The organism is Martinezella lusitana, from assembly GCF_010668395.1.
Lineage (GTDB): Bacteria > Pseudomonadota > Alphaproteobacteria > Rhizobiales > Rhizobiaceae > Rhizobium > Rhizobium lusitanum_A.
The window spans coordinates 1-19,836 of the sequence record NZ_WUEY01000003.1 but is presented as its reverse complement, the minus strand read 5'-3'; the positions used below and the strand labels follow the sequence as shown (position 1 = coordinate 19,836).

The window sequence follows — 19,836 nt, the reverse complement described above, 5'->3', positions numbered from 1 at the left end:
GTCGGGCCTTTGTGTGAAGGTTCGGCGTGAACCCTCCCGGATATCGCGTTCGCCCATGACATCTGACGACCCTTCCCTGTCTCTCGGCGCCTCACCCATGGCCGGCCCTGCCCTTGCAGCCTTCTTCGATCGCGATGCCGTGACCGTCGCTTCCGATCTGATCGGCGCGCGTTTGATGGTCGCAGGCGCCGGCGGCCGCATCGTCGAGACGGAGGCCTATCGGCCGGACGACGCGGCGTCCCACGCCTATCGCGGGCCGACGCCGCGCAACGCCGCCATGTTCGGACCGGCCGGGCATGTCTACATCTATCGGTCCTACGGCATTCACTGGTGCCTGAATTTCGTCTGCGCGAATGCAAGCGCCGTGCTTATCCGGGCGCTGGAGCCGGAACATGGCATCGAGGAAATGATCCGGCGGCGGGGCCTTGCCGATATCGTCTCGCTCTGCAACGGGCCGGGCAAGCTTTCGCAGGCGCTGTCTATCGACATAAGCCTCAATGGCCGTGCCCTGGACGCCGCGCCGTTTGCCATTTCCCGGGCCGAACCGGTCGCAATCGTGGCAGGCAAGCGCATCGGCATCACGAAGAATATCGATCCGCTCTGGCGATTCGGGGCTGCCGGCTCGCGTTTCGTCAGCCGTCGCTTTCCTTAGAAAATGTCGCGCGAAATGAGGGCGGTGAAGCGCAGAACGCAAATGGGAAAGATCGCGATGCGCGTCCGTCGAACAAACAAAGAGACCGCCGGGGTGGCGCCCGGCGGCCATTGAGCCACGCAGTGAAACTGGAAAGGCTGCGCGGCTATTCCATGGCAACGCTGTGGTCGACCGCCGGCGGAGCCTTCGGCTTGCGCAGGAGCATCAGCAGCGGCATGGCGAAGATCGACATCAGCATCAGCAGCTTGAAGTCGTCCATATAGGCGATGATGGTCGCCTGCGTGGTAATCATGCCGTCGAGCGTGGCCCGGCCGACCGCCGTCATCGGACTGACGCCCTGTGCGGCCGTCATGTCGAAATAACGGTTGAACGGCGTCACATAGGCGGCGATGTTGGCGTGGTTGACCTGCGTATTCTCCGTGATCAGCATCGAAACGACCGAGATGCCGACGCTGGAGCCGATATTGCGCGAGAGGTTGTAGAGGCCCGTCCCCTCGCCGCGCATCTGTGCCGGCAGCGTCGCAAAGGCGATCGTCGTCAGCGGCACGAAGAGGAAGCCAAGGCCAGCACCCTGGACGAAGCCGACGGAGATCAGCGTCCATTGCGAGACGTCGGGCGTCCAGCCGGTCATGTCGTACATCGCCCATGCCGTCAGCGCGAGGCCGATGAACAGCAGCCAGCGCGTGTCCACCTTGCCGATCAGGCGTCCCACAAGGAACATGCAGAACATGGTGCCGAGGCCGCGCGGCCCCATGACGATGCCTGCGGTCACGACCGGATAGCCCATCAGCGTCTGCAGGTAGGGCGTCATGAGCGCCAGCGACGCCAGATAGGTCACGCCGACGATGAAGATGAACAATATGCTCACGGCAAAGTTCTGGTCGAGGAAGAGCCTTGGATTGACGAAACTTCGCTCGGCCGTGAACATATGCACGATGAAGAGATAGAAGGCGCAGACGCAGACGAGCGCCTCGACGATGATTTCGCTCGAATAGAACCAGTCCAGCTGTTCGCCGCGATCAAGGAAGAGCTGCAGCGCCGCAATGGCGATCGAGAGCATGCCGAAGCCGAACCAGTCGAGCTTGGCGAGCGCATCGAGCTTCGTTTCCGTCACGTAGACGACGATGCCGAAGAAGGCGAGCGCACCGATCGGCACGTTGATGTAGAACACCCAGCGCCAACTGATATTGTCGGTGAGCCAGCCACCGATCACTGGCCCCAGCACCGGACCGACCATGACCGAGACGCCGAACAGCGCCATCGCGCGGCCGCGCTCCTCGACATTGTAGATATCGAGCAGAATGCCCTGCGACAGCGGGACGAGCGAGGCGCCGAACAGGCCCTGCAGCAGGCGGAAGCCGACGATCTGCACGAGCGATTCCGACAGCCCGCACAGAACGGACGCGACGACGAATCCGGCGATCGCGACCAGCAGCACGCGCTTGCGGCCGAATTTCGCCGACAGGAAGCCGGAGGGCGGCGTCATGATCGCCGCCGCGACGATATAGGACGTCAGAACCCAGTTGATCTGGTCGGCGCTGGCGGAAACGTCGCCCTGGATGTGCGGCAGCGCGACGTTGGCGATGGTGGTGTCCAACGCCTGCATGATCACGGACAGGATGACGCAGGCGGTGATCGCACCACGATTGGCGATAGGCGCCGACGGCGAAGCGGAGGTAGCGTTACTCATGGTCCTGACCGCGGGAATGGCCCAGCAGATTTGTAATGAAGTCCGGCAGGCCGCGGGCGTGGCCAGTGTCGACACCAGCGACGACGCTCATCCCCATGCGCAAGGGAGGCTTGCCCTCCATGTCGTCGATGTTGATGATCATCGGTATGCGCTGGACGACCTTGACCCAGTTGCCGGTGGTATTCTGTGCCGGCAGGAGCGAGAAGCTGGAGCCGGATGCGGGCGAGATGCTTGCGACCGTGCCCTTCCAGGTCATGTTCGGATAGGCGTCGACCGAGATATCGACCTTCTGGCCGGGCCGCACATAGGTAAGCTCGGTTTCCTTCGGGCTTGCGTTGATCCACATATGAGTGGTGGAAACCAGCGAAAAGCCCGGCTGCGAAGCCGTCAGATAAGCGCCGACCTGCAGCGAGGGAACATTGGCGGTAATGCCGTCGAAGGGTGCCTTGACGACCGTGTCGTCAAGCTCGCGCTGGGCATTGTCGACCGCAGCCTTGGCTTGCAAGTAGAGCGGGTTCTGTTCGGGCGGCAGATCGGCAGTGCCGTCCCCACCCAACTGAGCGAGCGTGGCGGCGGCCTGTGCCTGCGCGACGGAAACCTTCTGCTGTGCGGCTTCGAGATTGTGCTTGGCTTCGTCGTACGCCGCCTTGGAAGCGACGGAACTGTTGATCAGGTTCTGCTGGCGTTCGAGTTCCGTCTGGTAATAGGGAATATCGGCCTGCGCCTGGGCGATTTCGGCCAGCGCTTGCTTATAGCTCGCCTGCAGGTTCAGGATCTGGTTCCTCGCGTTGCCGAGCTGCGCCTTCGCGCCGTCGAGTGCGATCTGGAACGAATCGGGCTTCAGCCGAAAGAGCGCCTGCCCTTTCTTCACGACTTCGTTTTCATGCACGTCGACCGAGATCACCGTGCCGGAAACATCCGTCGAGACGCCGACCATGTCGGCCTGGATATAGGCGTTGTCCGTCGACATGATCTGCCCGCCGGTGACGTAGTAGTAGCCGCCGATGACGAGGGCGACCGGAAGCAGCGCAAAAAGGACCGGTCGGGTCAGATTGCGGCGCTTGCGCGGCGTCTCGGGAGGCGCGACCGGCGTTGCTGCGGCGGCCGCCGAAGATTGTGGCGCCGGGGTGGAGGATGGGGCCTCGGCGACAGTTACTTGATCTTGTTCGGAAGAGTTTGCGTTCGCAGGTACGCGAAGCGGAGAGGAAGCGTCAGCCATGTTGTATCTCTTTATCGACTGCCTTCGAACGGCAGGCGCTAAGCAGGTTTGATTTCATAAGGGTAAGCAATGCGTAGAGGTGCTCGTTGTCCTCCTGGGAGGTTCCTTCGAGCGCTTCCTTGCGTGTCTGGTCGCCGATGTTGCGCATCGTATCCATCAGAGGCCGGGCTTCTTCACGCATGTAGAGAAGCCAGCTTCGCCGATCGCTCGGATGCTGCCGGCGCTCCACCAGGCCGCGGTCGCTCAGCTTGTCGAGGATGCGAACCAGGGTGATCGGCTCGATTTCCAGAATTTCCGCCAAGCCGGCCTGATGGATGCCTTCGTTGTTTGCGAGATAGGCGAGCGTTTGCCACTGCGAGCGCGTCAGGCCCAAATCTTTCGCACGCTGCTCGAACCGCTTTCGAAGCAGCCGAGCAACGTCATGGAGGAGAAAACCAAGGGTGGGTGTCGAACTCATTGTATGAGAAGCCTGCTATTCATAAGCAACCTTATAATTGTTGTTACATATAGTAAGCGCCCATGTGATACAAGAGGGGAGACGATCAACAAATAGCGATAGTCGAAGATGTCGCAGGCGGTGTCGCAAAGATGTCGCAGTGGCCTGGGGATGCGGCGTGCGGCGCACGGGAAAGAACGCAAGCCGGCGTTTTCCTCGCGTCCGCCAATCGAAAAAGGCGCGAACGAATCGTCCGCGCCTTTTCGGTAGTCTTGCAAGATGGATAGATAGGTAGGGCTCGCTCGCCCTTTGGGAGTTCGCGGTGAAGCTAGCGCCGACTCAGAAGGCCGATAAGATAGCCGATGCCGGCTGCGGCCGCGACCATGAAGATCGGCTCCTCGCGAACTCTCTCGCGCAACTGCTCGGTGATCTCCTGGGCTTCCTCGGCGACGACGGATTTAGCTCCCTGCCCCAAGGCGGCCATGCTCTGCGACAGCCTGGAAAGATCTTCGCGCAACGCGGCCACCTGTGCGGCCAGGTCCTCCATTGCCGTTTCGGTCTGTGCTCGCGCAGAAGAAGATTGGGCGGAAGCTGATTTCGTCGTCTCTGCCATCGTGTGCTCCTTTTGTTTTCTATACGTCAGAACGCCCGCGTCGGTCAAAGGTTCCGAAGCGCTCGTTTGCCCTCCGGTGATTTCCCGACTGGCTCTTCAATTCCGGTTCGGATTGTTCTAAGGAACTCCGATTGTTTCGCCTGCGGGCGGAGACGTGTTGATGACGAGGTTTGCTTTCCGATGTTCGACGTGCTGAGAAAAATCGCCCAGACCTGGGTTGCCAAGGGTTTGTTGCTTCTTCTTGCTGCAGCCTTTGGCGTATGGGGCGTAGAGCGGTCCCTCATCACCGGCGGCAGCAGCAATACCGTCGTGACGGTTGGCGATCAGCACATCGATACCAACGAATTCCGTCTGGCCTATCGCCGTCAGATTCAGGCGATCAGCCAGCAACTGCGCATGCAGATCACCCCGGAGCAGGCGCGTGCCTTCGGCATCGGCCAGCAGACGGTGGCGCAGCTGGTCGCGGGCGCCTCGCTCGATCAGCTTGCCGCCGACATGAATCTCGGCCTTTCCCAGGATCGCCTTGCCAAGCTGATCGGTGACGATCCGGCCTTCAAGGCAGCGAACGGCTCTTTCGACCGGCAGAAATTCGATCTGCTGCTGCGCAACAGCAACATATTGCCCGACGACTACATCAAGGAGCGCAGCAAGGTCGCGATCCGCGGCCAGATCGTCGAAGCGGTCTCCAACGGCTTTGCCGCCCCGCAGGTTCTGGTCGATGCCGTCAAGCAATATCACGACGAGACCCGCAGCATCGACTATCTGCTGCTCACCAATGCCAACATCGATCCCGTCAAGGCCCCGGCCGACGATGTCCTGCAGAAGTGGTTCGATGGCGTGAAGTCGAAATATCGCGCTCCGGAATATCGCAAGTTCGCCTATGTCAAACTGCAGGCCGAGGATCTCGCCGATCCCGCGAGCGTGTCCGACGACGAAGTGCGCGCCCAGTTCGACAAACGCAAGGACAGCTTCACGACGCCGGCAACGCGCACCATCGAGCAGCTGACCTTTGCGAACAAGGATCTCGCAAACGCCGCCGCCGATGCGCTGAAGACCGGCACGACTTTCGACCAGCTCGTTTCCGACCAGGGCAAGAAGCCGTCCGACGTGCTGCTCGGCACGTTCGCCAAGGATCAGGTTCCGGACAAGACCGTTGCCGACGCCGCCTTCGCCGTTACCAAGGAAGGTGGCACGAGCCCGGTCGTCGATGGCTCGTTCGGGCCGGTCATCCTGCGCGTGACCAACGTGAAGGCTGAAACGGCAAAGAACTTCGACGAGGTCAAGGAAGACATCCGCAAGCAGGTTGCCCTCAGCAACGCCGCCAACGAAATCACCAGCGTCCACGACAAGTTCGAGGATCTGCGCGGCTCGGGCGTCTCGCTGCAGGACGCCGCGGCACAGCTCAAGCTGAAGCTCGTCACCGTCGATGCGGTCGATGCGAACGGCCTCGACCAGAACGGCAATGAGATCAAGGATCTGCCCGCCCGCCAGCAGTTGCTTCCGGAGGTCTTCAAGGCAGATCAGGGCGGCAATCCCGCTCCTCTGACGGTCGGCAATGACGGCTACGTCTGGTTCGATATCACGAACGTCACCCCCGATCATGACCGCCCGCTCTCCGAAGTGCGCGAAAAGGCCGTCGCCGACTGGACCGCCGAACAGCAGAAGATCGCGCTTGCCGCCAAGGCGGCAGAGCTGAAGCAGGATGCGCAGAAGGGCAAGTCGCTTGCCGATATCGCCGCACCGCTCGGTATCGCCGTCGAAAGCAAGACCGGCATCATGCGCTCGACCGACGATCCGGTTCTGGGTCGTGGCGGCATTGCCGCCACCTTCTCCGGCCCGGTCGATGCCGTCGCCAATGCCGTCGGCGCGGATGATACGACGCAGATTCTGCTCAAGGTCACCGATGTCAACGACAACCCGACCACCGATGCCCTGAACAACGACGATCAGCAGGTCGCACAGATCGCCAATGCCGCCGGCGACGACATCCTCGACCAGATGGTCGGCCAGCTGCAGTCCAAATACACCGTCACGGTCAATCAGAGCCTCGCCGAACAGGCGATGTCTCGCTAGGCCCGCTCGGGAGGATGGATAATCAATGGCAGATTTGAAGCCTTTCCTCGCCAAGGTCGCCAATCGTGAGGCCCTGACGAGGGACGAAGCCCGACAGGCCTTCGAAATCCTGATGTCTGGCGAAGCGACGCCGTCGCAGATCGGCGCGTTCCTGATGGCTTTGCGCGTGCGCGGCGAAACGGTCGACGAAATCGTCGGCGCCGTGACCACGATGCGCGCCAAGATGCTGCCGGTTAAGGCCCCGGCCGATGCCATCGATATCGTCGGCACAGGCGGCGACGGTGTCGGCACCTACAACATTTCGACGCTGGCGGCGTTCATCGTTGCCGGCGCTGGCGTACCGGTCGCCAAGCACGGCAACCGTGCCCAGAGCTCCAAGGCCGGCACCGCCGACACGCAATCCGTACTGGGCATCAAGCTCGACATCGGGCCGGAGACGATCGCCCGCTGCATTCGCGAGGCCGGCATCGGCTTCATGTTCGCGCAGCTGCATCATTCCTCCATGCGTCATGTCGGCCCCTCGCGCGTCGAGCTGGGCACGCGGACGATCTTCAATCTCCTCGGCCCGCTTTCGAACCCCGCAGGCGCGCGCCGTCAGTTGCTGGGCGTCTTCGCGCCGCAATGGGTGTTGCCTCTGGCCGAAGTGCTGAAGGATCTGAATGCTGAGAGCGTCTGGGTCGTCCACGGCGACGGTCTGGACGAGATCACCACCACCGGCACGACCTCCGTCGCGGCGCTGGAAAACGGCAAGATCCGCACCTTCGAACTGACGCCTGCCGATTTCGGCTTGAAGCATGCCGACCTTGCCGACCTCAAGGGCGGCGACGGCGTTGCCAATGCCGCCGCACTCCGCGGCGTGCTTGGCGGCGCGAAAAATGCCTATCGCGACATCGCTCTCGCCAATGCGGCCGCCTCTCTGGTCATTGCCGGCAAGGCCGAAACGCTCCATGATGGCATGAAGCTCGCCGCACATTCGCTCGATAGCGGCGCTACCGCCGTTGCGTTGGAAAAGCTCATTGCCGTTTCCAACGAGGAAGGACAGGACTAGGGCGCCATGACCGATATCCTCAGAAAGATCGAGGCCTACAAGCGCGAGGAGATCGCCGCCGCCAAGGCCAAGGTTTCCCCGGCCGATCTGAAAGCGATGCAGGCCGGGCAATCCGCACCGCGCGGTTTTCACAAGGCGTTGCTCGCCAGGAAGGATGCCGGCGTCTTCGGTCTGATTGCCGAGATCAAGAAGGCAAGTCCGTCCAAGGGCCTGATCCGTCCCGATTTCGACCCGCCTGCCCTCGCTAAGGCTTACGAGGCCGGCGGAGCGGCTTGCCTTTCGGTGCTGACCGACGCGCCGAGCTTCCAGGGCGCTCCGGAATTCCTGACCGCTGCCCGCACTGCCTGCTCGCTGCCGGCACTGCGCAAGGATTTCATGTTCGATACGTATCAGGTGCAGGAAGCCCGCGCCTGGGGTGCCGATTGCATCCTGCTCATCATGGCCTCGCTTTCCGACGATGACGCCACGCGCCTCCAGGACGAAGCCTTCGGTCTCGGCATGGATGTGCTGGTCGAGGTTCACGATGCCGAGGAGATGGAGCGCGCGCTAAAACTGTCTTCGCCGCTGATCGGCATCAACAACCGCAACCTGCGCACCTTCGAGGTCAGCCTCACGGTCAGCGAAAACCTGGCGCCCATGGTGCCGGAAGGCCGGCTGCTGGTCGGCGAAAGCGGTGTCTTTACCCATGCCGATTGCAAGCGCCTCGAAGCCGCGGGCATCTCCACCTTCCTCGTCGGCGAAAGCCTGATGCGCAAGGATGACGTGACCACCGCGACGCGGCTGTTGCTCAACGGCGAAGCCGGCATCCTGGCGGCCGAGTGAAATGACCACGCCGAAGGCCGGTCTCACACATATCGACGCTTCGGGCGAAGCGCATATGGTCGATGTCGGCGACAAGGCCGAGACGGCGCGCAGCGCCACGGCTACGGGCTACGTCAGGATGAAGCCGGAGACATTGGCGCTCATCCGCGAGGGCAATGCCAAGAAGGGCGATGTCATCGGCACGGCGCGGCTCGCCGGCATCATGGCCGCAAAGCAGACCAGCAATCTCATTCCGCTTTGCCATCCGCTCATGCTGACGAAGATTGCCGTCGATATCGAAGAGGATGCCGCCCTGCCCGGCCTGCGCGTAACGGCGACGGCAAAGCTGACCGGTCGCACCGGCGTCGAGATGGAAGCGCTGACGGCGGTGTCCGTCGCCTGCCTGACCATCTACGACATGGCCAAGGCCGCCGACCGGATGATGGAAATCGGCGGCATTACGCTATTGGAGAAATCTGGCGGCAAATCAGGAGATTTCCGCCATCCGGGGGCCTGATACATGAGCCTATTGCCCGTTGCCGAAGCGCAGGCACGCCTGCTGGACAGCGCTTCGCCTATCCATCGCTTTGAGAGCGTTCCGCTCGATATGGCGGAAGGCCGCGTCCTGGCCAGGGATCTGACCGCCCGCTTGACCCAACCGCCCTTCGACGCCTCGGCGATGGATGGCTACGCGCTGCGCTTCGAAGACGCGGCAACGCCGGGCGCGGAACTGCAGGTCATCGGCGCCTCCGCTGCCGGTCATGCCTTCGAAGGAAGCATCGGCAAGGGCGAAGCGGTGCGCATCTTCACCGGAGCGCCCGTTCCGGCCGGTGCCGATTCGGTGCTGCTGCAGGAAGATGCGGAGCGGCTGGAAGGCGATCGCATCCGCCCGACCTACCCCTTGCGGAAAGGCCAGCACATCCGTCCGCGCGGCCAGGACTTCCTGCAGGATGAAGTCGTGCTTCCCGCCGGCACGGTGATGGACTTTTCGCGGCTCACCGTTGCCGCGGCCATGAACCATCCCGCGCTGGATGTCTACCGCCGGCCGCTCGTCGCTATTCTGGCGACCGGTGACGAACTTGTGTCGCCGGGAAATGAGCCGGGGCCGTCGCAGATCATCGCGTCGAACACTTTCGGCATCGGCGCATTGGCGCGCAATGCCGGAGCTCACATCCTCGATCTCGGCATCGTTCCCGACAACAACGACGAAATTACGGCCGCCATCGGTCGCGCGCAGGTGGCGAAGGCCGATGTCATTGTCACCCTCGGCGGCGCATCGGTCGGCGACCATGATCTGGTGCAGGCGACGATGATCGCGGCCGGAATGGAACTGGATTTCTGGCGCATCGCCATGCGTCCCGGCAAGCCGCTGATGGTCGGCAGTCTCGGCGACATGCATGTTCTCGGCCTTCCCGGAAACCCCGCCTCCAGCCTCGTTTGCGGCCTGCTCTTTCTCGAGCCGTTGATTCGAAAGCTGGCATCCCTGCCGCCGGTCAGGCGCGAAGGGGTTGTACGGGCCGCCGTGCCCCTTGCCGCGAACGACCAGCGACAGGATTACATGCGCGCGATGCTGAAGAAGGACGATGACGGCGGCTGGCTCGCCGAACCCTTCTCCAAGCAGGATTCCTCGATGATGAAGGTCTTCTCGCGCTCCGACTGCCTCATCGTGCGGCCGCCGCATGCACCCGAGCTTGAGCCCGGAGCTCCCTGCCCGGTCGTTTTCCTGCGGCCTGATCTGCTCGGCTAGAGTGATTCCGGCAAAAGTGCGCAGCGGTTTTCAGTCCGGAATTGCGAGACGGCGAACAGACGGATCGCGGGTTGGAGGGGTGTACTCCACCATCAGGTCGGCCCGACTTTAGCGGGCAAGCAAAAGCCGGGAGGTTTGACCCACCCGGCTCATGGTTCATCCAATCGACGGATCGATTACTTGACTGGCTTCTCGTGATGGCCGCCGAAGCCGGCGCGCATGGCGGAGAGAACCTTGTTGGCGTAATCGTCGTTGCCGCGCGAGGCGAAACGGCCGTAAAGCGCCGCGCTGAGCACCGGCGTCGGCACGCCTTCATCGATGGCTGCCGAGATCGTCCAGCGGCCTTCGCCGGAATCCGAAACGCGGCCGGCATACTGCGAAAGCGCTGCATCGCCATGCAGAGCGTCGGCGGTGAGGTCGAGCAGCCAGGAGGTGATGACGCTGCCGCGGCGCCAGACTTCGCTGATTTCGGCGATGTCGAGATCGTACTGATAATATTGCGGGTGGGAGAGCGGCGCGGTTTCGGCATCCTTCTCCGTGCTCTGCTTGCCGATATTGGCATGACGCAGAACGTTCAGACCTTCGGCATAAGCCGCCATCAGGCCGTATTCGATACCGTTATGAACCATCTTGACGAAATGGCCGGCGCCGGACGGACCGCAATGCAGGTAGCCCTGCTCTGCCGTGCTGTTCCTGGCGGCTTCTTCGGAGCGCATTGCCGACGGAGCTACATCACCAACGCCAGGAGCGAGCGTTGCGAAGATAGGCGAGAGATGCTCGACCGTTTCCTTTTCGCCGCCGATCATCAGGCAATAACCGCGCTCGAGGCCGAAAACGCCGCCGCTGGTGCCGACGTCGACATAGTGAATGCCCTTCGGCTTCAGTTCTTCGGCGCGACGAATGTCGTCATGATAATACGAGTTGCCGCCATCGATGACGATGTCGCCTTCTTCCAGCAGCGGAACGATCGTTGCCAGTTCCTGATCGACGATCGCGGCCGGCAGCATCAGCCAGACGACACGCGGCTTCGCGAGCTTCGAGACGAAATCTGCGAGTGACTTGCTGCCGGTGGCGCCAAGCTGCTCGAGCCCCGCAATGCTTTCCGGGCGCGCATCGAAAACAACAGCAGTGTGACCGCCCTTCATCAGGCGCTGCACCATGTTGTTGCCCATACGGCCGAGGCCAATCATTCCGATTTGCATGTGTCAGTCTCCTAGGACGGTTTTAATCGTTTTGAATACTCCATAAAGACATTTCGCAATATTTTCCAATGAACAAATGACGGGCGAGCTATGCACGAGCCTGACAGCGAAGAAAAATTCGCGCGCTCACGCATCTGTGATAGCGCTGGCCGAAGCCTTGCGCTTTTCGCCATGATCGCGCTTTGCCCACTCCGAGGAAAGCTGTATTTTGCGCTCCTGTTTGCGTTGACAGATTTAGCGCCGATCCCGGCTTCTTTGCACAATTCTCTTTAGGCCGGTGCTCGCTTGGAGCGTCAAAGGAGGCATATGGCTGCGTCTCTGAAACTGCCGCTGGTTCCGGCTTCATTTTTCGGCATGGTCCTGGGGCTTTCGGGTCTAGCCAACGCCTGGCGCGTCGGTGCGCGCATCTGGCAATTGCCGGCTGCCGTCGGCGAGGTGCTGACATTCGTTTCGCTAGCGGTCTGGCTGGCGCTGATCGTGCTCTACGGTTTGAAATGGATGGTGGCGCGCGAGGAAGCCGTCAAGGAAGTCGCTCACGCCGTCCAATGCTGCTTCATTGGCTTGGTCGGGGTCGCGACCATGCTGGTTGCCGCAGGGCTCCTGCCCTATTCGCGCATCGGCGCCGAAACCATTTTCCTGGTCGGCGCCGTCTATACTCTGGCATTCTCCGTCTGGCGCACCGGAGGTCTTTGGCAAGGCGAACGCGATATCGCGGCGACGACCGCCGTGCTGTATCTGCCAAGTGTCGCCGGCAGCTTCGTCACGGCCATCGTCGGCGCGGCTCTCGGCTTCCCCGAATGGGCTCAGCTTTTCTTCGGTGCCGGCTTTTTCGCCTGGCTCGCCATCGAATCGGCATTGCTGCACCGCCTGCTGACGGGGCCGGCGCTGGCGCCATCGCTGAGGCCGACGCTGGGAATTCAATTGGCTCCGCCGGCCGTCGGCGCCCTTGCCTATATCAGCGTAACGCAGGGGCCTCCGGACGTGTTGGTCCATGCAATGATCGGCTACGGCCTGCTGCAGGCGCTGATCATGCTTCGCCTTCTGCCCTGGATCGCAAAGGAAGGCTTCACCCCGGCTTATTGGGCCTTTACCTTCGGCGCAACGGCGTTGGCGACCGCTCCCATGCGGCTGGTCGAACGCGGTGATGCCGGGCCCGTCACGCAGCTCGCGCCCATCCTCTTCGTCGCGGCGAATATCGTCGTCGGTTTGGTTGCTCTCGCAACGATCTGGCTGATTGCCAATCGCAAGCTCGTCATCGGCTGGGTCGCCCTCGCGGACCATGATGCCGGCGCGGTCGGGCGGGGTTGACCAAGCAGAGTCTACGGTTCGGAGGACGACGTGCTCGATCATGTGACAATCGGCGTTCGCAGCCTGGAACGATCGAAGATCTTTTATGATGCGATATTGCGTCCTCTTGGCATAGCTCGTCTTTATGCGGAGGGCGAAACCTTTGCGGGCTATGGCGTCGGGAGGAAGGCTTTCTTCTGGATCGGTCAGCGCGATGTTCTGCAAACGGGCGCGCATATCGCCTTTACGGCCGAGAGCAGGAAATTTGTCGACGAATTCCATCGAGCCGCCATTCTCGCCGGCGGCACCGACAACGGCGCTCCCGGGCTTCGCCCTCATTATCACCCCGACTATTACGGCGCCTTCATTCTCGATCCCGATGGACACAATATTGAGGCAGTCTGTCACCTATCGGTGAGTTAGGTGGAAACCTCGCATTCCCTATGAAATCAAATCACTGCACAGGCGGGCCGACATAGCGCGCACGCGGTCGAATGAGCCTGCCGCTCGTCGCCTGCTCCATGGCATGCGCAAGCCAGCCCACCGTGCGCGCCAATGCAAAGATAATCAGCGGTGCATCCTCTGGAAGATGATAGGCATGCGTCATCGCCGTCAATGCAAAGTCAACATTGACGCGTTCGCCGACTAGCCGCTCGCCGACATCGCGAACCTCGGCAAATAGCGGAGGCAGGGTGAAGCAGCCCAGCAACGCCTCGGCGCGGATATCGACGTCCGGGTAAAGCTGATGGCCGAAGGCCGGCAATGGCCTCCCCTCCGCCAGATAGCTGCGGACCGCCTCATCCACCCCGGTCACGGCCGCCCGCGCGATCAGCGAGCGCACGCTCTGCCACGCGCCGCCGTGCAGCGGACCGGTCAGCGTGGAAAGGCCGGACAGGGTGGCGGCGGATAAAGTCGCGCCGGCGGAGGCCGTAATCCGCGCCGTGAAAGTTGAGGCATTCAGCTCGTGATCGGCGAGCAATACGAGGCTGCGGCGTATCAGATCGCCCGCATCGGGACGGCCCCAGGCTGCTGCAAGACGTTGATGCAGTGATTGATCCCATGCGCCGGGGGCCAACGCCCCGGCGACGGTGCCGAACACGCTTTCGGCTTCGTTCTGCAAGGCCGGAAGCGAGCGCCCGAGTGACGGCAGGTCGTGCATTATGCGCCCGGCAAGGACGGAGAAAGCGGCATTCAGGGACGGAAGCTCCTGCCGCTTCTCGCTTTGCTCGAACCTTAGTGGCCGCTTCATGTCCCAGAGCAGCAGCGCGACATCCTCCAGTTTTGCGCTCTCCGCCAGCGTTGCCGCATCCATGCCGCGATAGAAAAGCCTGCCGTTCGAAACCGTCGATAGCGCCGATGGCAGGACGGGATCGCCCCATTGAATGGCCTCGGCCGCCACCGCCTCCGTCTTGCGCCGACCGGCATTGCGGGTGGCCAGCCGCTTGACGTCATCGGTGAAATAAAGGCTGCGCCGTGTATCCGCGGGATCGGGCTTTGCCCGAATGCGACCGCGACTGACATTGGCGTAAAGCGTCTGCGATTTCGTTCCCAGCAGGTTCAGCGCCTGCTCCGCCGTCAGCCAGCTCATCGTTCCTCATATTGATCAATAGCATCAAGATTGACGTCAATAAAAATAGGCCCGATCTAATCCCATAGTCAAAGGAGAACAATGATGAAAAGTGGTCTTGAAGATGTCATTGCCGCAGAAACCAAGCTATCCGATGTCGATGGCGCTGCCGGCCGTCTGATCATCCGCGGCGTATCGCTGGACGATCTGGTGGCAACCAGCCGCTTCGAGGATGTCGCCGCGCTGCTGCTGGATGGCCTGTTCGATGAGCATATCGATGCTGCCTCCATCCGCACCCGGCTCGGGACGGCCCGCGTCTCCCTCTTCGCGCATGTGAAGGCGGCAGATGCCGCCCTGCTCGCTCTGCCGCCGGTGGATGCGATGCGGGCGCTGCTGGCCCGTGTCGATGACGGCGACGACTTTGCCACGGCGATCCGCCTGATGGCGGCGTCTGCCGTCTTCCTGCCGGCCGTCCTGCGCATGCAGAAGGGTGAGACGCCGATCGAGCCGGATGCGTCGCTTTCCCAATCGGCCGATATCCTGCGCATGCTCACGGGCCGCATGCCGACGGCGGAGCAGACGGCAGGGCTGGATGCCTACCTGGTGACGATTTCCGACCATGGCCTCAATGCGTCGACATTCGCCTCGCGCGTCATCGCTTCGACCCATGCCGGCCTGACCTCTTCCGTGCTTGCTGCGATCAGCGCCCTCAAGGGGCCGTTGCATGGCGGCGCCCCCGGCCCGGTCCTCGATATGCTCGATGGCGTCGGCAAGCCTGAAAATGCCCGCGCCTGGCTGTCGCAGGCGCTCGATCATGGCGAGCGGCTGATGGGCTTCGGTCATCGCATCTATCGCGTCCGCGATCCCCGCGCCGATGCCCTGAAGACGGCATTGAAGCCGATCTTTACGAGCGGACAGGCGGATGCCGGACGGATCGCCCTGGCGGAAGCCATCGAGGCGGCGGCACTGGCGCTGCTGAAGGAGCGCAAGCCGGATCGTCCCCTCGACGTCAATGTCGAATATTACACCGCGCTGCTGCTCGATGCGCTCGGCTTCCCGCGCAACGCCTTCACCGGCGTCTTTGCGATCGGCCGCACCATCGGCTGGATCGCCCATGCCCGCGAGCAGACACTGGACGGGCGCCTGATCCGCCCGCAGTCGCGCTATGTCGGCCCGCTGCCGAAGGCGGCATAAGCCACGCTGTTGGAGCCGATGGAGGCTCACGCGGCCGCGGGTTGACGCGGCCGCATCATGCCTTCGCGGATATGGCGGGCAAGTTCCAGCGCCTGCGGCGTTGCCCCTCCCTTGGGCAAATGCAGGTTGATCGCAAAGATCGGCAGTTCGGGCAGGCCGTGCTCGACGGTGAGAATATCGAGATCGGCCGGAACGGTGGAGGCGAGCCACGCGGTAATGGCGAGATCCGTGCGCACCGTCGCAGTGGTGGCCTCGATATTGCCGTTCTCGAAGACCGTTCGCCAGCGGAGCCCGTCCTTGCTCAGCGCCGCAAAGACCGATGTCCGGAAGGCGCATGTATCGGCAACCATCGAGATTGGCAGCGGCACCTTGCGATGGGCATTGCCGGCCTTTGCCCCGACCCAGACAAGCCGCTCGACACCGAGGCATTCGCCCCGCGACACGCCGAACGGTTCTTCCACCACGCATAGGTCGATGGTTCCCTTCCCGAGTTCCTCCAGCAGTTCCGGCGATGACGCGCAGGCCAGCGAAATCTCCACCTGAGGGTGGCGCTCGGCATAGGACTTCAGCACCGGCGCCAGTGTCGCGCCGACGAGATCGTAGGGAACGCCGAGCCGAACGCTGCCGCGAACGGTCCTTTCCGTCATGTCGTCCCAAATCTCGTCATTCAGCGTCAGCAAGCGGCGGGCATTGCCGAGCAGCCGCTCGCCTGCCTCTGTCAGCCGCAATCCACGTCTGTCTCGTTCAAACAAGGCGCAGCCGAGCATGTCTTCCAGCCGCTTGATCTGCTGGCTGACAGCGCCCTGGGTCATGTGCAGCATATTGGCGGCAACCGTCATGCTGCCTTGATCGGCAACGGCGGCGAACGTTCGGATAAGGGTGATGTCGAAGTTTCGATTCATGATCGGCATTATAACTGCTAATGCAATGATCCTTCAATATTCGTTTTATTGATGGTGCTTTGCTGATTATTCCTTTCTCCGAAAAGGAGAAAAACCGGAAATGCCCATCCAATCCCTGCTGCCTGTGATCCTCTTCGTATTGGTTTCGACCATAACGCCCGGCGGCGCGACGACATTTGCGACCGCGTCCGGTGCGCATTTCGGTTTTCGTCGGTCGATACCCCTCGTGGCCGGCTTTGCCTTCGGTTTGGGTTCCATGGCCTGCGCGGCAGCCGCTGGGCTTGGTGGCGTGTTGATGGCCCTGCCGACGCTGCAGATCGCCATGAAGGCTCTCGGCTCGATCTATCTGATCTGGCTTGCCGTCCGGATCGGCAGAAGCGGCCCGCCGCATGGCGCGAAAGACATGGTGAAGCCCACAGGTTTCATAGCCGGCGTCTGGATGCTCTGGTACAACCCCAAGGGCTGGGCCGTGACGATCAGTGCTGCGGCGTCCTTCGCGGCGCTGGCGACCGGTCCCGTCAGCTTCGCAATGCTGCTCGGATTGACCTTTTGCCTTGTCGCCGCGTTCTCGCTCTCCGTCTGGTGCATGCTTGGACAAATGCTCGGGCGTTTGCTGAAAACGGCCTGGCAATGGCGCGTGGTCAATGTCGCCCTTGCCTGCCTCCTCGTGATTTCGATCGTTCCGATGTGGTATGATTGAAACCTCGCCGGTTGGAGGCTTTGCTCATCATCATCGGCTGCGCCACAGCCATATGGTCAAAGAGCCTGTACGACCGCGCACCGCCGTTTCGATCGGCCCCTCAAGACGTCCTTCCTTGAAAGGCGCGCTCGCACGGCCCGCCGCGAGCAGCAGGTCGTCGCTGATGGCGATATCCGCGCGATTGCCGGCGGCGACCTCCATCAGGCGGCTGGCAACGTTGACCGTGTCGCCGGTGGCCGTGATCTGCTGGCGGTCCCCCGCGCCGAGCCTGGAGGCAACGATGGTGCCGAAATGCGCGCCGATCTTGAAGCCGATGCGCGAGGCGACCCCCTGCGGCAGCGATGCGAGCCAGCCTCTCATCCGATCTGCCAGGCGAACGCAGCAATGGGCCGCATGGACCGGATCGTCCGGCGTCGGCTGTGGCAGGCCGAAAAGGATCATCGCGCCATCGCCCATGAAACTGGTGATGGCGCCGCCGCAGGCCGTGACCTCCTCGTCGACGAGATTGTAGAAGCCGTTCAGCAGCTCCCGCACGGCTGCCGGGCCGATGGCTTCGCTGAGGCCGGTGAAGCCGTTGATATCGATGAAAACGGCCGCCGCCTCCTGATGCACGGGCACGGCGAGAAAATCGGGATCGCGGGCCAGATATTCGGCAAGACCAGGAGCCTGAATGCGCTGCAAAAGCTCGCTCTGCTCGGCGAAGCGCGTGGCGCGCCTTCGGTCCAGCCAAAGTTGAGCGGCGCCAAACAGCAGCGCCGGCGGCACCGTCGCTGCAATCGGCAGGGCGGCGCTCAGCCAGATTCCCTGCTTGAAGGCGCTGACGTTGACCGCCAGCCATATCAGGATGACGCCGAGGACCATTATCAGCCCAATGGTGCTGCGTCGCCAGGAGAGAAGGCCGACCACGACCAGCGGCAAGCCGACAGCAAAATAGAGGTCGATGAAGCGAACGTTGCGGTCGCGCACGAGACCATCTCCGGCAATCAGATGCGTGATCGAGGTGGATATGACCTCGACGCCAGGCAGAACGGGATCGAAGGGCGTCGGAAAGACATCGCCGCCGCCGGTCACGGTCGCGCCGATGACGACGATATGATCCCTGATCGCGGTCTCCGGCAATTGCCCGTTCAGTGCCTCGCTGGCGCTGATGGTACGAATCGTGCCGCGCGGGCCATAAAACGAGAGCGGCATGAGATAGCCGGTATCCGTAAGGACGGAATGGTCGCCGATCTTGATGCGGTCCGAGATGACGGTTGTCTGCTCGCCGGTCGCGGCGGAAACGACGCGCAGCGAGAAGGACGGCGCGATCCGCTCGCCGCTGCGAAACAACATGGGCACGAAACGCGGCGTTCCCGTCTTGTCTGTCTGGACGTTGACGACGCCGTAGCTTGCCGCGTTTGCGAACCGCGGCTGCGGTTCGAGAAACTGCAGCGCGCTTGGCACGCGGGCGAGAGGTTCCTTGCTGTCGTCGGCGACACGCTGCCGGCTTTCGGGAAAGATGCCGGCTGCGGCCAGCACGACCTTGGTCCGCCTGAGCGATTGCTCCAGTGCCGCGTCGCCCGCTTCGTCGCCGGGATCGATGAGAAGCACGTCGAGCGCGACGGCCTTGGGGCCCAGCACGCCGATCGCGTCGATGATCTTGGCGAGCGTGGCGCGGGGCAAGGGATAGCGTCCCGCCACACGCGACGTCTCGTCATCGATGGCGACGATCGTCACGAGGTCGGGCGGTTGGCGATTGCCGCCAAGCGTATTGCGCAGATTCGTAAGCGTCGCCTCCGCACCGTCGATGAAGGGGATATCACCGCGCAGATGCGCAACGCCGAGGCTTAACCCCCAGGCGGCTGTCAAGATAAGCGCAATCAGCGTCTGCAGCGATGGTCTGCGCATGGCTGTCCAGGTCTCACTGGCCGAGACGGGCCATCAAGGCGTTTATGCGCGCGCGTCTCCACTGGTTGACATGCAGCGGGGAGCGGCTGCGGTCGACATCGACGCCCTGCCCTTGCCCGAGTGTCACTCCCTGCCCGGTCGATACCTTGTTGACCGCAACCCGGCCGCGCAACACAAGCACGGATGTCCAGGCGCCCCTCACATCGACCGCCCATCGGGTGCCGCGAACCGCCGCGATTGCCTGTGGAGTCACCACTTCGAACCCGCCCCGAACACGGCTGCTGTCGATATCGACCATAGCGGCCTTGTTGTCGAGCACGATGGCATCCACCCGTCCGTCACGATTCCGGTCCGCCAACCGATAGCGCGCACCGCGCTCGACAGTGATGCTGAGGCCCGGTTCGCAAGTCAGGGTCTGGCGCTCTGTGCTCACAGCCGGCCGCAGAGAGCAGTTCGCCGCGGTTTGCGCGGATGCGTCATCAGCACCGGCGATGGTCAGGATGGTCGCCGCCAGCGCCAGGCCGACAATATGGCTTGTGTGGATCATGATCGTGGCCCCTCATCGCGCATCACTGGAACGGCGGACGCCGATTTCCAGTCATGGCTTTCTCGATCCTTAGCCGCGATGATGCGTCATGAGCGGTTGATCTGCAAGCTGTCGTAGCCCTTGGCCTTGTAGAGCACGGTTGAAATCAGCCAGCTCATGAGGAAGATGCCGACGACTGCGAAGCCGAAATTGGCGAGATTGTCGTTCATCTCGCCGATGAAGCTCCAGAAGCCGCCCTCGAGGCCGAGCTTGTCGGAGATCAGTCCGAGCG

General features: G+C 62.6%; 19 protein-coding genes and 1 pseudogene. 10 read left to right on the top strand and 10 right to left on the bottom strand.

Annotated elements, in window-relative coordinates:
* Window positions 1-55 precede the first annotated feature (55 nt).
* A complete protein-coding gene (locus tag GR212_RS07000) occupies window positions 56-652 on the top strand; it encodes a DNA-3-methyladenine glycosylase (RefSeq protein ID WP_163985766.1) in 597 nt (198 codons plus the stop codon).
* 145 nt (window positions 653-797) lie between these two features.
* Here the strand turns inward: GR212_RS07000 and GR212_RS06995 are convergent, their stop codons facing one another.
* From GR212_RS06995 to GR212_RS06980, 4 genes are all read right to left on the bottom strand, one after another.
* Window positions 798-2,342, bottom strand: a complete 1,545-nt coding sequence (locus tag GR212_RS06995; RefSeq protein WP_163985765.1) for a DHA2 family efflux MFS transporter permease subunit — start codon at window positions 2,340-2,342, stop codon at window positions 798-800.
* Window positions 2,335-3,561 carry an HlyD family secretion protein gene (locus GR212_RS06990; RefSeq protein ID WP_163985764.1) on the bottom strand — a complete coding sequence of 409 codons (1,227 nt, stop codon included), beginning with the start codon at window positions 3,559-3,561 and terminating at the stop codon, window positions 2,335-2,337. The genes GR212_RS06995 and GR212_RS06990 overlap by 8 nt, the downstream gene beginning before the upstream one ends.
* On the bottom strand, window positions 3,554-4,018 hold the full coding sequence (locus GR212_RS06985; protein ID WP_163985763.1) for a MarR family winged helix-turn-helix transcriptional regulator: 465 nt from the start codon (window positions 4,016-4,018) through the stop codon (window positions 3,554-3,556). Before GR212_RS06985 ends, GR212_RS06990 begins: the two co-directional genes overlap by 8 nt.
* A 307-nt stretch (window positions 4,019-4,325) precedes the next feature.
* Window positions 4,326-4,610, bottom strand: coding sequence for a hypothetical protein (locus GR212_RS06980; protein WP_163985762.1), 285 nt, complete (start codon window positions 4,608-4,610; stop codon window positions 4,326-4,328).
* A 180-nt stretch (window positions 4,611-4,790) separates the two neighbouring features.
* Here GR212_RS06980 and GR212_RS06975 point away from each other — a divergent pair, with 180 nt between their 5' ends.
* The 5 genes from GR212_RS06975 to GR212_RS06955 are packed head-to-tail and all read left to right on the top strand — an operon-like array spanning window position 4,791 to window position 10,279.
* On the top strand, window positions 4,791-6,683 hold the full coding sequence (locus GR212_RS06975; RefSeq protein ID WP_163985761.1) for a peptidylprolyl isomerase: 1,893 nt from the start codon (window positions 4,791-4,793) through the stop codon (window positions 6,681-6,683).
* A gap of 25 nt (window positions 6,684-6,708) precedes the next feature.
* The gene (gene trpD / locus GR212_RS06970; protein WP_163985760.1) at window positions 6,709-7,731 is read left to right on the top strand and encodes an anthranilate phosphoribosyltransferase; all 1,023 of its coding nucleotides are present in this window, start codon (window positions 6,709-6,711) and stop codon (window positions 7,729-7,731) included.
* A 6-nt stretch (window positions 7,732-7,737) separates the two neighbouring features.
* A complete protein-coding gene (trpC, locus tag GR212_RS06965) occupies window positions 7,738-8,553 on the top strand; it encodes an indole-3-glycerol phosphate synthase TrpC (RefSeq protein ID WP_163985759.1) in 816 nt (271 codons plus the stop codon).
* 1 nt (window position 8,554) lies between these two features.
* Window positions 8,555-9,049 carry a cyclic pyranopterin monophosphate synthase MoaC gene (moaC, locus tag GR212_RS06960; protein ID WP_163985758.1) on the top strand — a complete coding sequence of 165 codons (495 nt, stop codon included), beginning with the start codon at window positions 8,555-8,557 and terminating at the stop codon, window positions 9,047-9,049.
* Between the two features lie 3 nt (window positions 9,050-9,052).
* Window positions 9,053-10,279 carry a molybdopterin molybdotransferase MoeA gene (locus GR212_RS06955; RefSeq protein WP_163985757.1) on the top strand — a complete coding sequence of 409 codons (1,227 nt, stop codon included), beginning with the start codon at window positions 9,053-9,055 and terminating at the stop codon, window positions 10,277-10,279.
* 176 nt (window positions 10,280-10,455) lie between these two features.
* Here the strand turns inward: GR212_RS06955 and gnd are convergent, their stop codons facing one another.
* Complete coding sequence (gnd, locus tag GR212_RS06950; RefSeq protein WP_163985756.1) at window positions 10,456-11,481, bottom strand: phosphogluconate dehydrogenase (NAD(+)-dependent, decarboxylating); 1,026 nt, start codon at window positions 11,479-11,481, stop codon at window positions 10,456-10,458.
* A 306-nt stretch (window positions 11,482-11,787) separates the two neighbouring features.
* Between gnd and tehA the strand changes: the two genes are divergently transcribed.
* Together tehA and GR212_RS06940 are read left to right on the top strand one after the other, a co-directional pair.
* Entirely contained in the window at window positions 11,788-12,789 is a 1,002-nt protein-coding gene (gene tehA / locus GR212_RS06945) for a dicarboxylate transporter/tellurite-resistance protein TehA (RefSeq protein ID WP_163985755.1), read from the top strand.
* A 30-nt stretch (window positions 12,790-12,819) separates the two neighbouring features.
* Window positions 12,820-13,191: a VOC family protein gene (locus tag GR212_RS06940; RefSeq protein WP_163985754.1), complete on the top strand. Its 372-nt coding sequence runs from the start codon at window positions 12,820-12,822 to the stop codon at window positions 13,189-13,191.
* A 31-nt stretch (window positions 13,192-13,222) separates the two neighbouring features.
* On the opposite strand, the gene GR212_RS06935 is transcribed toward GR212_RS06940, so the two are convergent.
* Window positions 13,223-14,356: a citrate synthase gene (locus tag GR212_RS06935; RefSeq protein ID WP_163985753.1), complete on the bottom strand. Its 1,134-nt coding sequence runs from the start codon at window positions 14,354-14,356 to the stop codon at window positions 13,223-13,225.
* An 84-nt stretch (window positions 14,357-14,440) separates the two neighbouring features.
* On the opposite strand from GR212_RS06935, the gene GR212_RS06930 reads away from it, so the two are divergent.
* Window positions 14,441-15,529: a citrate synthase/methylcitrate synthase gene (locus GR212_RS06930; protein WP_163986311.1), complete on the top strand. Its 1,089-nt coding sequence runs from the start codon at window positions 14,441-14,443 to the stop codon at window positions 15,527-15,529.
* Between the two features lie 26 nt (window positions 15,530-15,555).
* On the opposite strand, the gene GR212_RS06925 is transcribed toward GR212_RS06930, so the two are convergent.
* Entirely contained in the window at window positions 15,556-16,431 is an 876-nt protein-coding gene (locus GR212_RS06925) for a LysR family transcriptional regulator (protein WP_163986310.1), read from the bottom strand.
* A 100-nt stretch (window positions 16,432-16,531) separates the two neighbouring features.
* On the opposite strand from GR212_RS06925, the gene GR212_RS06920 reads away from it, so the two are divergent.
* On the top strand, window positions 16,532-17,131 hold the full coding sequence (locus GR212_RS06920) for a LysE family translocator (RefSeq protein ID WP_163985752.1): 600 nt from the start codon (window positions 16,532-16,534) through the stop codon (window positions 17,129-17,131).
* A gap of 30 nt (window positions 17,132-17,161) precedes the next feature.
* Here GR212_RS06920 and GR212_RS06915 read toward each other — a convergent pair whose 3' ends face one another.
* The 3 genes and pseudogenes from GR212_RS06915 to GR212_RS06905 form a co-directional block, all read right to left on the bottom strand.
* Window positions 17,162-19,018, bottom strand: a complete 1,857-nt coding sequence (locus GR212_RS06915) for a CHASE2 domain-containing protein (protein WP_163985751.1) — start codon at window positions 19,016-19,018, stop codon at window positions 17,162-17,164.
* 13 nt (window positions 19,019-19,031) lie between these two features.
* On the bottom strand, window positions 19,032-19,565 hold the full coding sequence (locus GR212_RS06910) for a FecR domain-containing protein (protein ID WP_163985750.1): 534 nt from the start codon (window positions 19,563-19,565) through the stop codon (window positions 19,032-19,034).
* A gap of 86 nt (window positions 19,566-19,651) precedes the next feature.
* Window positions 19,652-19,836: pseudogene (locus GR212_RS06905) on the bottom strand (HoxN/HupN/NixA family nickel/cobalt transporter); the annotation flags it as partial.